Here is a 15,194-nt window from a genome sequence, read left to right as displayed (position 1 = left end):
AACCCGCATTTTCTTTTTGAAAAACTAGTTGTCTAGTTCTTTCGCAGAATCTGCAGCACGCAGGTGAGCGACACGGCTTGGCTCGATGTTGACGGAGCGAAGCTGGGAGTCAGTGAGGTTACCCCAGGTGCCGGTGAGGGTTGCCTGATCGTAGGTCCAGTCTGGCTCGACGTGGCCGACAGGCTTGTTGCGGGAAGTGATGGTGCGAACCTGGGAGAGCTTTGGCTCGAACAGGTGGATCAGCAGGCCGATGACCAGAAGGGCGGTGATGACGAGAAGCCAGATGGTTTCAACGTGGCCCTTGTGGTTACCGAAGTTGTATCCAAGCATGAACAGAACGGAAATCCAGCCGGCGAGTTGGATGGTGTTGCGCTTGAGACCGTGCCATCCCCATGCAGCCGAAGGCTCATCAAGGGTGGATACACCGCGGTAGATCTCAGGCTCAATCGTGTGGGAGGAACCAGCCACGTTTTACTCCTTTATTCGCAAGTTGCAGTGGTACGCCTTCGCGCCCGCTGCAACAAGCACCTACAGAACTTGGTTTAACTCTCACTATGTTCTCATATTTTGCGCGGTCAAGCGAAAAAACCAGTGGTGTTGTGAGGTTTCCAACTGCGCTTTCGCAGTCATCATGCAGGCATAACCTGAAACCCATCCGTTTGGATTGCCCCAAATGGGTGTAGTGGGTGCGTTTACCCAACAAGTGCAAGAATGGGAGTCGTGACTAAAAAGATCCTTATTTTGGGAAGCACTGGTTCGATTGGAACTCAGGCGCTGGACGTTATTGCTGATAATTCAGACAAGTTTGAAGTGGTGGGTATCGCTGCGGGCGGTTCTCAGCCAGACCTCGTTATTTCGCAGGCGCAGCAGTTGGGGCTGGCTGCAGACAAGGTTGCGGTTGCTGATGCACAGGCTGCCGCAGTAATTTCGAAGGCTCTCGGCGGCGAGATCATCTCTGGAACCGATGCTGCGAAGATTCTGGTGGAAACCACAAAGGCCGACACTGTGCTTAATGCTCTGGTTGGTTCTTTGGGGCTTGCGGCAACGCTGGCCACTCTGGAATCTGGTGCGCATCTTGCCTTGGCTAACAAAGAATCGCTGGTTGCCGGTGGTGAGTTTGTTACCTCAAAGGCGAAGCTGGGGCAGATCATTCCGGTCGATTCGGAGCACTCTGCCATGGCGCAGTGTTTGCGTTCGGGTACTCGTGATGAGGTTGCGCGGATTGTGCTGACAGCTTCGGGCGGACCTTTCAGGGGCTGGACCAGGGAGAAGATGTGGGAGGTGACTCCCGAGCAGGCAGCAGCGCACCCAACGTGGGCGATGGGGCAGATGAACACGTTGAACTCCGCCACCCTTATTAATAAAGGCCTCGAACTCATCGAGGCGACCCTGCTGTTTGAAACGGATGCGGATCTAATTGATGTGACGGTGCATCCGCAGTCGATCATCCACTCCATGATCACGTTTACGGATGGTGCGACCATCGCGCAGGCGTCGCCACCATCGATGAAACTGCCGATCGCGTTGGCGCTTGATTGGCCACATCGGGTGCCGAAGGCTCAGCCGGCGCTGGATTTCACCGCTGCCCATACCTGGACTTTTGAGCCGGTGGATGATGCCGCATTCCCTGCGGTGCAGCTGGCTAGGCACGTCGCAAAGCAAAAAGGCACGTACCCCGCGGTGTATAACGCCGCCAACGAGGAGGCGGCTGAGGCGTTTTTGCGCGGGCGAATCAAGTTTCCGCAGATCGTGGACGTGGTGGACGAGGTCCTCCAAGGAGCTTCTCAGTTTGCTGGTGTAGCATCACACGTCGACGATATTTTGGCAACCGAATCTGAGGCACGCGCGCGTGCGAATGCTTTGATCAACCGGTTGGCAACCAACTTGTAAGCTAAGGAGCTTCCGCCTCGTGGCAGCCTATCTTCTTGGTGTCGTATTATTTTTCCTCGGCATCGCTGTAACCATCGCGCTTCACGAGTGGGGGCACTTCATCACAGCGCGCATTTTCGGAATGAAAGTGCGGCGTTTCTTCATCGGTTTCGGCCCGACCGTGTTTGCCAAAAGACGCGGCGAAACCGTGTACGGCCTTAAAGCGATTCCGGTTGGAGGCTTTTGTGACATCGCGGGAATGACCGCTCAAGATGAACTTGATCCGGCAGACCTCCCGCGCGCCATGTACCTAAAGCCCTGGTGGCAGCGCATAATTGTGCTTTCCGGCGGCGTGATCATGAATCTGATCGTCGGCTTTTTGGTGCTTTACGGCGTGGCGGTGAGCTCCGGCATCCCTAATCCAGATGTGGATACCACCGCGACAGTTGACACCGTTCAGTGCGTGCCGGAAACCCAAATTTCCGCAACAGAACTGTCTAGCTGCGTAGGTTCAGGCCCGGCGGGCGACGCCGGCATTGAGCACGGCGATAAGATTTTGGCCGTCAACGGCCAAGAGATGGCAAACTTCACCGCCATCCGCGATGCGATCCTCGAGCTCCCAGGCGAAACGGCAACGCTGACGATTGAGCGGGAGGGAACGCTTTTCGACGTCGACCTCCAGGTTGCCTCTGTCACCCGTCTCGCCTCTGACGGTTCAGAAATTACCGTCGGCGCGGTGGGCATGTCGAGCCTTCCACCGACCGATGTGTACAAAAAATACGGCCCAATCGAAGGTGTGGGAGCAACTGCACGTTTCACCGGCGACATGATCAGCGCCACGTGGGACGGACTCAAAGCCTTCCCGGCGAAAATCCCAGGAGTCGTCGCATCCATCTTCGGTGCAGAACGAGATGTAGAAAGCCCCATGAGTGTGGTGGGCGCGTCACGCATCGGCGGCGAGTTTGTCGAACGTTCCATGTGGGACATGTTCATGATGATGCTGGCCAGCCTGAACTTCTTCCTCGCGCTATTTAACCTCGTGCCGCTGCCACCACTTGATGGCGGACACATTGCCGTGGTGATCTATGAAAAAATCCGCGACTTCTTCCGCAAACTGCGCGGAAAACCAGCGGGCGGCCCAGCGGATTACACCAAACTAATGCCCGTCACCGTAGCTGTCGCAGCCTTGCTGATGACAGTGGGAGGCCTGGTCATTGTGGCCGATGTGGTCAACCCTGTCAGACTCTTTGGCTAACGATACGGAATTGAACTGCCGGCGCCGATGTTAAAAGAGGTGACGGTGATACAATTTTGCCATAACTGACTTAACCCAGAACGTTGTCCGGAAGCACACAGACCTTTGTGAGGCTTCCTTTTCTAGGAGCATGTAACTTGTCTACCCCAATCGGCCTTGGCCTTCCTCCGACCCCACCTCCAGTGTTGGCGCCACGTCGTAAAACACGCCAACTCATGGTCGGCAAAGTGGGCGTTGGTTCGGATCACCCGATTTCCGTCCAGTCGATGACCACCACCAAAACCCACGACATCAACGGCACCCTGCAACAGATCGCACAGCTGACAGCCACCGGTTGTGACATCGTCCGCGTTGCCTGCCCAAAGACTGTTGATGCGGAAGCACTGCCGATCATCGCAAAGAAGTCTCCGATCCCAGTGATCGCAGATATCCACTTCCAGCCCAAGTACATCTTCGCGGCAATCGATGCAGGTTGCGCCGCCGTTCGTGTGAACCCAGGCAACATCAAGGAATTCGACGGCCGCGTCAAGGAAGTAGCCAAGGCTGCTGGCGACGCCGGAATCCCCATCCGCATTGGTGTCAACGGCGGATCCCTGGATAAGCGCATCCTGGACAAATACCACGGCAAAGCCACCCCAGAAGCTCTCGTGGAATCCGCAATGTGGGAAGCCGGCCTGTTTGAAGAGCACGGCTTCGGCGACATCGCAATCTCTGTGAAGCACTCCGACCCAGTACTCATGGTGGAGGCCTACCGCCAGCTCGCTGAACAAAGCGACTACCCACTGCACCTCGGTGTTACTGAAGCTGGTCCCAAGTTCATGGGAACCATCAAGTCTTCCGTAGCATTCGGCGCACTGCTGTCCCAGGGCATCGGCGACACTATCCGTGTGTCTCTTTCTGCTGACCCAGTGGAAGAAATCAAGGTTGGCGACCAGATTCTGCAGTCCCTCAACCTGCGCCCACGCAAGCTGGAAATCGTGTCCTGCCCATCATGTGGCCGCGCACAGGTCGATGTGTACTCACTTGCTGAAGAAGTCACCGAAGCACTCGACGGCATGGAAGTTCCACTGCGCGTCGCTGTCATGGGTTGCGTTGTTAACGGCCCAGGTGAGGCTCGCGACGCTGACCTCGGTGTTGCATCCGGTAACGGCAAGGGCCAGATCTTTGTCAAGGGCGAAGTCATCAAGACTGTCCCAGAATCCCAGATCGTGGAAACCCTCATCGAAGAAGCAATGCGTATCGCAGAGGAAATGGACCCAGAAGTCCTCGCTGCAGCAAGTGCTTCCGGTATGAAGGCTGAAGTGAAGGTAACCAAGTAAGTTTTGGTTAATTAAGGCACCCGACTGGTTTGGTTAGTCGGGTGCTTTTTGATGGGTAAATTCCGTAAACTAAACCAGATGACTGGTGGGGAACGTGAGTATTAAACCAAGAGGCGCCTTTTTCGAGGCGTCTTTGGTCTGCAATGACACTTTGTCGGTCGGAGGGAAATGTGTATTGGAGACCAAAAGCTAGGACTGCGGAGGCGGTTTTGGCCTATTTCGACAGTTCCTCCCTGAAGCGGCAGAGGGAAACCAAACCAGGTGACCAAGAAAAGTTCCCGAGGGAATTCTTGGTCACCTGGTTTGGTTTTGGCTGAGCAATACCGTCCTATCTGGCCGAAAATCGATCGGCGGAAGTTTTTCGGTCACCTGGTTTGGTCTGCGGCGGGACTTCAGAAAAACTGCACCGGAGCCTGGAAAAAGTGACCGCTCAGAATCGCCTCTGAGCGACTTAAACGGTCGGAACCATACTTTGACCCATTCAGATTTTCGACCTCTTAAATGGCTGATTAGGACCCATCAGGAAAAAACACCAGACAGGAGTGCCCACGGATCTAAAAAATGAGATCCGCGGGCACGCCAGTTTAGTTTGGCTACAGGGTGTGGGGTGTGAGGAGGTGACCGTCGACAAGTTCGATGCTGCGGTCAAGGGTGTTGACTGCATCCATGTCGTGGCTGACAAACAGTGTGGGGGCGTTGTATTGGTGGGCCATCGAGACGATTAGTTCGGTGACTTCGCTGGCGGAATGTTGATCGAGGGCGGCGGTAGGTTCATCGACAAGCAGGAGCTTGGGGGAGTTCATCAGTGCGCGGGCCAAGTTGACGCGGGCTTGTTGTCCACCGGATAGTTCGCTGACCTTGCGTTTTGCTAAGTCGCCGAGTCCGATGGAGTTCAGAAGTGAAAGGGCTTTGTCCTTGTGTTGGGTGCGTGCGCTGCGGCTGGGCGGGAGGATTCTGCCGAGCCGGGGAATGAGCAGCAGTTGGTCGAGGACAGTCAACGAGGGGAGTAGGTTTGGCTGTTGGAAGACAATGCCTAGGTGGTTGCGTCGTAAAGCAGCTCGGTTTTGGGGGTTGAGCAGGTCGATGTCGCCGAGCGTCGCGGTGCCGGAATCGGCGCTTTGGAGGCAGCCGAGGACGGCGAGTAGGGTGGATTTTCCGGAGCCGGATGGGCCGGTGATACCGACGACTTCGCCTGGTTGGACATCAAAAGTGATGTTATTGAGCAGGGTGCGTGAGGTGGATCCGTCGGCGACAGTCAGGTTGAGGTTTGAAACGTGGAGAGTCATGTGAGGTTCCTTTTCTTATGCGTTCATGAGTGCGGAGCGTGGTTCGACGCGAAGGATGGGGCCGAGTGAAATGGCGGCACCGATGAGTCCTGCTGCGGCGAGGATAAGTGCGGGGAAGAGCGTGGTGGAGGAGGAGATGACCACGGGCATTGCGACTCCCATGCCGAATGCGGAGATGACTGTGATCAATGTGCCTGCGGTGATGCCGATTCCTAAGACAATGATGGCTTGGCCGAGAGCGTCGGCGATAAGTACTCGGCGGGCTGCTCCCAAAGCACTAGAGATGGCGATGCCGCGGAGGCGTTGGATGGTCCAGACGGTGAAGAATGCGCCGAGCACGAGTGCGGAGATGACATACAGCATGACGATCATGAGGTTGAGTGACATCTGTTCGCCCTGGTAGGAGGCGGATGCGTTCCACCGTTCGGATCCAGAGAGCGCAACGGTGTCGGAGGGGAGCGCAACGTCAGAGGCGAATGCGCCTGCTGGTCCTGTCACGCCTCGGACTTGCGCGAGTGAGGCTAAATCGGAGGTGTTCATCAATACCACGGGCAGGTGATCGAGGTACAGATCGTTGGAAGAATCCACTACATCATGCGCAGTAGCAAGTTCCGAATCAGCGAGTTCGGCAGGAAGGGATACTTCACCAGGCGCAAGGTCAGGGGAGTTGAGGAGCATGGTGGGGGTGTCTGCTACTCGGTCGCGGACCTGCCACAGCATCTGTGCGCCTTCGTCTTCGAGTTGGGCAACTGCTTGATCAGAAAGCGTGGACGCGGAAAGCGTGGTGGATCCGGAATCGGCGAGGATAAGTTCATTATCACCCGCTAGGTATTTCAGTGCGGATACTGATTGGTGGCCAAGCCCGGCGGTGAGGGCAGAGAGGAAAGTAACCAGCACGGCGATCAGCCCGACGGTGACGGTGATCAGCAGCGTGCGGCCTTTTGCTGCGGTGAGTTCTTTTAGTCCTTGAAACATGATTACTAGTTTCGTTGCGAGGGGGCATTTTTTAATCGGGCTCTGGTCGATTCTTGCAGTACGACCAAAGTCGGATTCGCGTTCATACTTAGTTGATCTATCGTGGTGGCGTGAAAACTAGCCAAGCGACCATCGCCCGAATTGAGAGAGTTCTCATTTGGGGATTGCATTTACTCATTGCCGTTTTGTTGGTGTTGGTGTGTTGGCGTGCCAGCCATTGGGGTGTGTGGGTGCTCGCTTTTGGCTATGGCGTGGTTTATGTGGCGGGTGTGGTCCCGAATTCGCCGTTTAAGAATCACCCTATGGCGTGGTTTCTTGTGCTGAGTTTGTTGTGGGCGAGCCTGATTTGGGATGGACCGGAGCCTGGGTATTTGGTGTTTCCGATGTTTTTCCTCGCAGTGTTGATCACGACACCGCTGAAATCCGCGATCATCATTGCAATACTGACGGCGATCGCGGTGGTTACGTTGGCTATGCACCTGGGGTTTTCTGTTGGCGTTGTCACCGGTCCGATCCTTGGCGCGTTGGTGGCGTGGGTAATGGGTACGTGTTTTCAGTTATTGGCACAAGCCTTAAAGGAGCTTGTCGACGCACGTGCGTCGGCGATCCGGGCGTCGAAAAGCGCTGGCGAGCAGGCAGAACGAGCCCGCATAGCGGGCGAAATACATGACACTGTGGCGCAGGGGTTGTCCTCGATTCAGATGTTGTTGCATGCGGCGGAAAAACGGGTGGATGATCCGCAGGCGTTAAGCCATATACGGTTGGCCAGGCAAACGACAGCTGATAATTTGGCGGAGACCAGGCAGATCATTGCTGCGCTGCAACCGACTCCACTCATTGGGGCGGATCTGCCGGTGGCGTTGGCCAGACTGTCGTCGACCACCCCGATGGGACAGAACATCACGTTTGAAGTCGACGGATCCCCACGGGTATTACCTGATGCGATGGAGGCAGAGATCGTACGAATTGCCCAAACGCTGCTGGGAAATGTGGTGCGGCATGCACAGGCAGATTCTGCAAAAATGACCCTGACATATCAAGATGATCAAATACTTCTGGATGTCATCGATAATGGGCAGGGATTTGATGTGGCAGAAGTGATCCGTAAAAAATCCATTGGACTGCCCACAGCGCAACGCCGGGCTGAAGGGCTGGGCGGAACAATAATTATTGAATCTACAATCGGATCGGGAACTGGAATTTCCGCCCGTTTTCCCTATCCAGAAAAGGACCAAGATAAGTGATCCGTATTCTGTTGGCTGATGATCATCCCGTTGTTCGCGCAGGCCTTGCCTCCTTGCTGGCGAGTGAAGATGATTTTGAGATAGTGGACAGGGTGGGCACCCCAGATGATGCCGTTGCGCGCGCCGCGGAAGGCGGGGTGGATGTGGTGTTGATGGATCTGCGTTTTGGTGATCAACCAGGCATCGAGGTCGCCGGCGGGGTAGAGGCAACGCGTCGCATCCGTGCGCTGGACAACCCGCCACAGGTACTGGTGGTGACCAACTACTCCACAGACGGCGATGTGGTGGGCGCAGTATCTGCTGGTGCCGTGGGGTATTTGCTCAAAGATAGCTCCCCAGAAGATCTCATTGCCGGTGTTCGCGATGCCGCGCGGGGAGAATCAGTGCTTTCAAAGCAGGTCGCCAGCAAGATCATGGGGCGGATGAACAACCCCATGACTGCTCTCAGTGCCAGAGAGATTGAAGTGCTGTCCTTGGTGGCGCAAGGGCAAAGCAATAGAGAAATCGGCAAGAAACTTTTCCTCACTGAGGCCACGGTGAAAAGTCACATGGGGCATGTGTTCAACAAGCTGGATGTCACCTCTAGAACAGCTGCGGTAGCTGAAGCCAGACAGCGCGGAATTATCTAGACGCACACGTGTTGGTAACCGATCACGCCAGCGCACGCTGCTAATCTTCACTCCATGAACAAGGTGCAGCGCAGGTCACTGATGGCGTTGTGCATGACGGTGGCATTTGCTGGAGGAAGCCTGACCGCGTGCACACCTCGTCCTGATACCGCAGACCCCATCGCAGAGGAATTCCTTCAAGCTTGGGCATCGCAAGATTTCGACACTATTGCGGACATCACCGACCAAGCTGACCTTGCCACAGAAATGCTCAGCACCAGTTTCGATGGTCTGCAAGCAGACAGCGTTGAACTGACTTTGGATTCCGTGGATTCCCGGGACACCATCGCCACCGCCAATTTCTCCGTGGTGTGGAAGCTTCCCCGAGACAGAGAAGTTTCCTACGACTCATCGATGACGCTGACCAAGATGCGCAACGAATGGACAGTGCGTTGGGAACCTTCCCTCGTGCACCCCAAACTGGGCGCCAACCAGCACCTGGAATTGCGCGCCATTGAAGCGCAGCGAGCCAACGTAATTTCCTCCGATGGAGCTCCGGTTCTCGCGCCGGGAAGTATCTACCGAGTTTTGGTTGACCCCAGCGCAGGGGATGCCGATGTGGTGGTCAAGAGGGTGGCAGATTATTTGAATGAAGCCCATGCGACTGATGAGAATGTGAACACCCTTGATGTCGAAGACATTATGAGCAATCTTGGCGATTCCACCTATTCACTCACCACAGTTGATGCCAATTTGGGTGCCCGCATGGAACAGGATCTAGCGGGGATTCCGGGGCTGACGTTCAATGAGGAAGCATCCATGGTAGCCACCGACCCAGGTTTTGCTCCGGATATTGTGTCTCGCGTTGCGCGCATTGTGGAAGATGAATTAGAAGGATCCAATGGTTGGCGCGCCTCCATTGTCACTTCCAATGGTGCGGTGATTGATGATATCGCCTACGACGCCCCAGAGCTTGCCCCCAGCGTGAGGATCAGCCTGGATCACAACGTCCAACGAGCAGCGGAAGAAGCCGTAGACCTGCGCGCTGAGATGAAAGCCATGATGGTGGTCATGAGGCCATCCACTGGTGAAATCCTCGCAGTGGCCCAAACAGATGAAGCTGACAAAGACGGCGATGTTGCGCTGATGGGACAATACCCACCGGGATCGACATTCAAGATCATCACTGCAGCCGCGGGGTTGGCGCATGAAGGATTAAATCCAGACAGCATTGTGCCATGCCCTGGCACCATGAATATCTACGGCCGAATTGTCACCAACTACAACAGCTTCTCCTTGGGCAACACCTCATTGGATGATGCTTTTGCCAATTCATGCAACACCACTTTCGCGGATATTTCCACCAACTTGGAGCCAGGCCAACTGAAAAATGTGGCTAAGCAGTTTGGCCTTGGCATTGATTATCAAATCCCGGGCCTTGACACCATGACGGGATCGGTACCTGCAGGTGACATCGTGTTGGATCGTACTGAATCTGGCTACGGTCAGGGTCTTGACCTCGCAAGCCCGTTTGGCATGGCGTTGGTCGCCTCCACTGCAGCAACCGGCTCAGTTCCCACCCCGACGCTGATTTCTGGACATGAAACTGTTGCCAGTGAAGAAGCTCTGGCGCTTGATCCAGAAGTCCTTGCCAATGTGCAGCGGATGATGAAATCCGTGGTCAATGACGGTACCGCTCGTGGCATGCGCCAAACCGGTGGCCAGATCTACGCAAAGACAGGTGAAGCCGAAATCAACGAAGGCTCCCATGCGTGGTTCACCGGCTACCGCGAAGATGACATCGCTTTTGCCACCCTCGTGGTGTTGGGCGGAGGCTCCGAAGCGGCTGCTGCTGTGACAGATCAGTTCTTTGTGAAACTCGATGAGCTTCGCGCAGGGGGAGAATTTGCAGTCAGTGAAGCTGAAGAGCAGCCAGTCGGCTAAAAAATAGCCTCCATCCAACCCGCTTTACCTGTCATCGCTTCAGGCGACTAGCATGGTGACCATGTCTAAAAAGCGCGCACCACTTGTACCCGGAATTCCTACCCCAATCAGGGAAGTACCTGCACATATTGAACGCCCAGAATATGTGTGGAAGGACGAAGTCCAAGAAGCAATCGGTGAGCCTTTTGTGCAGACCCCTGAGGTCATCGAAAAGATGCGTGAGACATCTCGCATCGCTGCAAATTCCCTCAAAATCGCTGGCGAGGCCGTCAAGCCAGGCGTGACCACTGATGAACTTGATCGCATTGTGCATGAGTACACCTGCGATATGGGTGCATACCCTTCAGATCTTGGTTACCGCGGTTTCACCAAGTCCTCTTGCATTTCCCTCAATGAGATCGTGTGCCACGGTATTCCTGATTCCACCGTCATTGAAGAGGGCGATATTGTTAACATCGATGTCACCGCGTTCAAGCATGGCGTCCACGGCGACTGCAATGCAACTTTCTTCGCCGGTGAGGTTTCTGAAGAGCACCGCCTGCTGGTCGAGCGCACCGAAGAAGCCATGATGCGTTCCATTCGTGCAGCTAAGCCTGGCCGCGAAATCAACGTGATTGGACGTGTCATTGAGTCCTATGCAAAGCGTTTTGGCTACAACGTGGTCCGCGATTTCACGGGACACGGCATTGGCCCAACATTCCACAACGGACTTGTGGTGCTGCACTACGACAACACCCAGTACCGCGATCTGCTCGTGCCAGGCATGACCTTGACCATCGAACCAATGATCAACCTTGGTTCCCTCGACTACGAGATCTGGGAAGATGATTGGACTGTCCAAAACGTTGACCGTAAGTTCAGCGCGCAGTTCGAGCACACCATTGTCATCACCGAAGACGGCAATGAGATCCTCACCCTCCCAGACGATTCCGTCTAAAAACGCCTAGGCCACAAGCCTGCGACCGTCGCAAGAACCCCGGCAATCATAAAGCCCCATGCGACCGTCGTGGGCTGCAGCCACAGCACACCCGGCGCCACCACCATGCACACCATAAAAAGCATGAGCGCCCCAAGCACCAGGGCCGCCAGCGCGACCAGCCATGCAGCCACTTGACGTGGACGCTTTACGACGCATCCCCACACTGGGTATACACATCCCATCAGTGAAAACACCGCTGCAACAGCAATGAGGAACCGTTCAAATCCGGTATCAGCCCCTAATGAAAACCACCCTGCAGCACTCGCACCAGCAGTAGCCATAAAAGCAGGCGCCATCCATTTGGCAGGCAATTGGCCAAGTCCTCCGACATAACACGCCAATGCTGCAGACGGCATGAGGTAATACGAAGCCATGAGCCCTAATGCGCCCAGTTTCGCCGAGGCTCCCACTTTTGCTATCGCCACCACGATGCCAATCAGCAAGATGATGATTCCGCCAAGTGCAGACAACCACTGAAAAAAGCGCAGCCCTCCACGATGACGCAAAGCAGCAATACCGGATGCTGCTCCAAGTGCCACACCTCCAGCGGTGAGCACAGAATATAAAGCACTTCCTGGAATGAGGGCCGCAGCAAACACTGACAGCGCTACGGCAACTGCGGTGGCAATGCTGGCAGTCGCTGTTCGAATATGGGGTGTAGCTGGGGGATTAAGAAAACCGGACACGTGTTTTAAGCTGATCGCTTTCGCAAGTAAAAGATGTGGAGAAGGCGTACCCATCTACTCTACGCAACCAAAAAAGGCATTAACCACATATGGTTAATGCCTCAATGGATTCAGATCGAAATCTCAGACTTTAAAATTCCAGTCCAAGAAGTGCATTTTCGATGACTTCTGGAAGAGCAGGGTGAATCCAGTACTGCTTGGTTGCAGCTTCTCGTGCATCGATTCCAAAAGCCATGACAGTGATCAGTTGCTGGATCAGTGTTGAGGCTTGAGCACCAATGATGTGCGCGCCGACCAACTTGCCGGTGTCCTTATCGGCAATGAGCTTAACGAATCCATCCTTATCTTCCATGGCCCAGCCATAAGCCACATCAGAGTAGTTCTGGATCTTCACGGTGATGTTGAGGCCAGCTTCACGAGCTTCCTGCTCAGTCATGCCGACCTGGGCGATCTGTGGGTTGGTGAAAACAGCTGAAGGCACGAAATCATGTGGCATCTTCTGCAGGTCATCAGGGTTAGCGAGGTTGTGCTTGATTGCTCGCATTTCTGCATTGGCCACGTGCTTGAGCTTGTAAGGGGAGGAGACATCGCCAAGCGCCCACACACCTTCAACGCTGGTGCGACCAAACTCATCAACCTTGATGGAACGACCGTTCATCTCGATGCCTGCGGCGTCCAAGTTCATTTGGTTGCCGTTAGGGGTGCGACCAGTGGCAACGAGCAAAATATCTGCCTCGATGTCGTCGCCGGTGTCGATGGAGATCTTCACGCCGCCGTCGGCCTTGTTGTGTACTGCGGTGACCGCAGTGCTGAGGCGGACGTCGAAACGCTTTTTGGAAAGCTCGAGGATTTTCGCGGAGATGTCTGCATCTGCCTCGCGCAGCAGCACGTCAGAGCGGTTGAGGATGGTGACCTTGGTGCCAAGCGCTTCAAAAACGTGAGCAAATTCCAAAGCGATGAAACCGCCACCAACAATCACCAAAGATTCAGGCTGCTGTGGCAGGCGCATGATGTCTTCGTTGGTGTAGTAGCGTGCGCCGGACTCTGCAATAGCTTCAGGGATGTAAGGGCGGGAGCCGGTTGCGATTACAATGTCAGTACCGCTGATCAGCTGTTCTTGGCCGGCAATACCAGTGGAGATTGTCTTGGAATCAACAAACGATGCGTGCATGTCATACACATCGATGTTTGGAGTTTCGGGGCCACGTCGATAAGCCTCGCCGCCTTGCGCGATGAGGTCGATGCGCTTGTCGAAAACGCGGCTGACGATGGAAGGCCAATCCACGCTGTTGACCGTCGCATCGATACCCAGGCGAGCAGACTCCTGAATTTCTTGAGCGATATCCGCAGCGTAAACGTACATCTTGGTAGGGATGCAGCCCACATTGAGGCAAGTTCCGCCGAAAGCACCCTTTTCCACGATGGCAATTGATTTATCATCAAACTCTGGTCCAGGAATGGAGTTTCCAGAGCCGGTACCAATGATGATGAGGTCATAATGCTTAATGGAAGCTGGCTGCTCAGACATAAGATGTGCTCCTAATTTAGAAATCGGATGTGGGCTGGACTGGGAAGGCAACTAACTGGTGCTTTGTCGTCCACGTATCTCAACGCATATGACTATAAAAAGCTTCCCAAGTACCAGTTCAGTCTATAATTCGCGGTGTTATTGAGATGGTTTGAGGCTGGAAAGCTTCGATTGCAGCCAGTTGTTGAGTACTTCAGAGGCGTGATCTCTGGCGGGTTTCCTTGAGAGGAAAATATCGTGGCGAGCGTTGTCGATGATCTCAACATCAACCCTGGACGATGGCGAGCTCAAATGAGGAGCCCACTTTTGAATGTGTTTCACATCCAAAACCGCGTCTGAAGTGTTGGTGTCCTCTGTGTATTCAGACTTCAACCAGGACTTATTTGAACACAGCGTGAGCACGTCCACTCCGACATTCACGTGGTCGTGATGGATTTCTGCTTGGCCAGCCATGACTGCCCGAAGCCATCCGATGCTCTTTTTATGTCCTTCTACAGGCTTGATGGTGGTGTCAAAGTCCCATTCGCCGTAAAAGTTCTTATGGATCGATTTTCCGTATGCTCCCAAACCTCCGCCTGGGATGATGGTTGTGGGGGAGCGTTTGCCCAACACCCTCACCATAGGGGTGATCAGCTTGATGAACAGTGGTGGATACATCATGTCCAGCCACGGACTGTTGAGGACCAGCGCTGGAATCTTCTCAATGGCAGCTGGATTGCTTGTGCGCATCTGGGACATCCACAGAGGAACGATGAGTCCACCAGTGGAATGGGCGACGGGGACTAGCTCAGGGTGGGTGGAAGAGATGACCTCGGCAGCAGCTGTTAAGTCAGGGAAGTAATGGGCAAGATCAGAGGTGTAGTGCCACTGCTGTCCTGGACGGTAGGAGCGTCCACATTTTCTAAGATCAATGCCGTACACAGCAAAACCGGCATTGTGGAAAAACTCCGCGAATTCAGTGTGGAAGAAGTAGTCCGTCATGCCGTGAACCCACAGCAACGCTGGGCGGGCAGCAAAAGACTCGTCCGCGTGATTGTCTGGGTTGTAGCGCACAACCGTTGTCACAACATCTGTTTCATTATCCGGGTCGTCGCCGAGCTCGATGGTGAGGTTTTGGTAGCCCTCTCCCAGGAAGTCTGGTTTCCACTGCTGCATCTGATTCATATGTATAACGATAGGTCGATTGTTGGTGTGGTGTGCGCGAGTCGACTGAAGTGTTCACGTGGTGAAACTTCCGCGATACTACTCATGTTTGCGAATTTCACATTTACTAACTTTGCAAATTGGGGGAGGGGGTAGCACGGGGGAGGAATTCGCATGAGAAAGGGGAATATCCCGTGCTTGTTTATTCAGCTCGAGGTGGCAGGCGTACACTCTATATTCACGGACAATGTGTACCCACGCTTTCTTGTAAGAAACAAGAAGGGTAACGCCCCACGCGTCAGTCAAAAATATGGCCAACACTTGCATTCGGGTGCTGGCGATCATTTATGAGATGACG

Annotated in this window: 13 protein-coding genes; 7 read left to right on the top strand and 6 right to left on the bottom strand. The window is 54.6% G+C overall.

Annotation, left to right across the window (positions count from 1 at the left end):
* Positions 1-24: 24 nt before the first annotated feature.
* A complete protein-coding gene (locus KW808_RS09705) occupies positions 25-468 on the bottom strand; it encodes a DUF2631 domain-containing protein (RefSeq protein WP_003857542.1) in 444 nt (147 codons plus the stop codon).
* Positions 469-711: 243 nt separating this feature from the next.
* Between KW808_RS09705 and dxr the strand changes: the two genes are divergently transcribed.
* From dxr to ispG, 3 genes are all read left to right on the top strand, one after another.
* Positions 712-1,890 carry a 1-deoxy-D-xylulose-5-phosphate reductoisomerase gene (gene dxr, locus KW808_RS09700; protein ID WP_034983794.1) on the top strand — a complete coding sequence of 393 codons (1,179 nt, stop codon included), beginning with the start codon at positions 712-714 and terminating at the stop codon, positions 1,888-1,890.
* 19 nt (positions 1,891-1,909) lie between these two features.
* Entirely contained in the window at positions 1,910-3,124 is a 1,215-nt protein-coding gene (locus tag KW808_RS09695) for a M50 family metallopeptidase (RefSeq protein ID WP_003861729.1), read from the top strand.
* A 137-nt stretch (positions 3,125-3,261) separates the two neighbouring features.
* Positions 3,262-4,443, top strand: coding sequence for a flavodoxin-dependent (E)-4-hydroxy-3-methylbut-2-enyl-diphosphate synthase (gene ispG, locus KW808_RS09690; RefSeq protein ID WP_003857537.1), 1,182 nt, complete (start codon positions 3,262-3,264; stop codon positions 4,441-4,443).
* A 593-nt stretch (positions 4,444-5,036) separates the two neighbouring features.
* Here the strand turns inward: ispG and KW808_RS09685 are convergent.
* Entirely contained in the window at positions 5,037-5,729 is a 693-nt protein-coding gene (locus tag KW808_RS09685) for an ABC transporter ATP-binding protein (protein WP_003857536.1), read from the bottom strand.
* A 15-nt stretch (positions 5,730-5,744) separates the two neighbouring features.
* A complete protein-coding gene (locus tag KW808_RS09680) occupies positions 5,745-6,704 on the bottom strand; it encodes an ABC transporter permease family protein (RefSeq protein ID WP_034983792.1) in 960 nt (319 codons plus the stop codon).
* A 110-nt stretch (positions 6,705-6,814) separates the two neighbouring features.
* Between KW808_RS09680 and KW808_RS09675 the strand changes: the two genes are divergently transcribed.
* The 4 genes from KW808_RS09675 (at position 6,815) to map (ending at position 11,437) form a co-directional block, all read left to right on the top strand.
* Positions 6,815-7,948, top strand: coding sequence for a sensor histidine kinase (locus tag KW808_RS09675; protein ID WP_003861726.1), 1,134 nt, complete (start codon positions 6,815-6,817; stop codon positions 7,946-7,948).
* On the top strand, positions 7,945-8,577 hold the full coding sequence (locus tag KW808_RS09670) for a response regulator (RefSeq protein ID WP_003861723.1): 633 nt from the start codon (positions 7,945-7,947) through the stop codon (positions 8,575-8,577). The genes KW808_RS09675 and KW808_RS09670 overlap by 4 nt, the downstream gene beginning before the upstream one ends.
* Before the next feature lie 54 nt (positions 8,578-8,631).
* A complete protein-coding gene (locus KW808_RS09665) occupies positions 8,632-10,500 on the top strand; it encodes a penicillin-binding transpeptidase domain-containing protein (RefSeq protein ID WP_034983790.1) in 1,869 nt (622 codons plus the stop codon).
* A gap of 61 nt (positions 10,501-10,561) precedes the next feature.
* The gene (gene map / locus KW808_RS09660; RefSeq protein WP_170844370.1) at positions 10,562-11,437 is read left to right on the top strand and encodes a type I methionyl aminopeptidase; all 876 of its coding nucleotides are present in this window, start codon (positions 10,562-10,564) and stop codon (positions 11,435-11,437) included.
* On the opposite strand, the gene KW808_RS09655 is transcribed toward map, so the two are convergent.
* The 3 genes from KW808_RS09655 to KW808_RS09645 all read right to left on the bottom strand — a co-directional run bounded on the left by KW808_RS09655 (position 11,434) and on the right by KW808_RS09645 (position 14,848).
* Positions 11,434-12,165 (bottom strand): hypothetical protein, encoded by a 732-nt coding sequence (locus KW808_RS09655; protein ID WP_003861720.1) that lies wholly within the window; start codon positions 12,163-12,165, stop codon positions 11,434-11,436. The genes map and KW808_RS09655 overlap by 4 nt on opposite strands.
* A 130-nt stretch (positions 12,166-12,295) precedes the next feature.
* Positions 12,296-13,693, bottom strand: a complete 1,398-nt coding sequence (gene mtr / locus KW808_RS09650; protein ID WP_003861719.1) for a mycothione reductase — start codon at positions 13,691-13,693, stop codon at positions 12,296-12,298.
* 138 nt (positions 13,694-13,831) lie between these two features.
* Entirely contained in the window at positions 13,832-14,848 is a 1,017-nt protein-coding gene (locus KW808_RS09645) for an alpha/beta hydrolase (protein ID WP_003861718.1), read from the bottom strand.
* Between the last annotated feature and the right edge of the window lie 346 nt (positions 14,849-15,194).

It is taken from the genome of [Brevibacterium] flavum, from assembly GCF_019317305.1.
Lineage (GTDB): Bacteria > Actinomycetota > Actinomycetes > Mycobacteriales > Mycobacteriaceae > Corynebacterium > Corynebacterium glutamicum.
The sequence above is the reverse complement of the archived record's forward strand: the minus strand, read 5'-3'. Positions and strand labels throughout refer to the sequence as shown.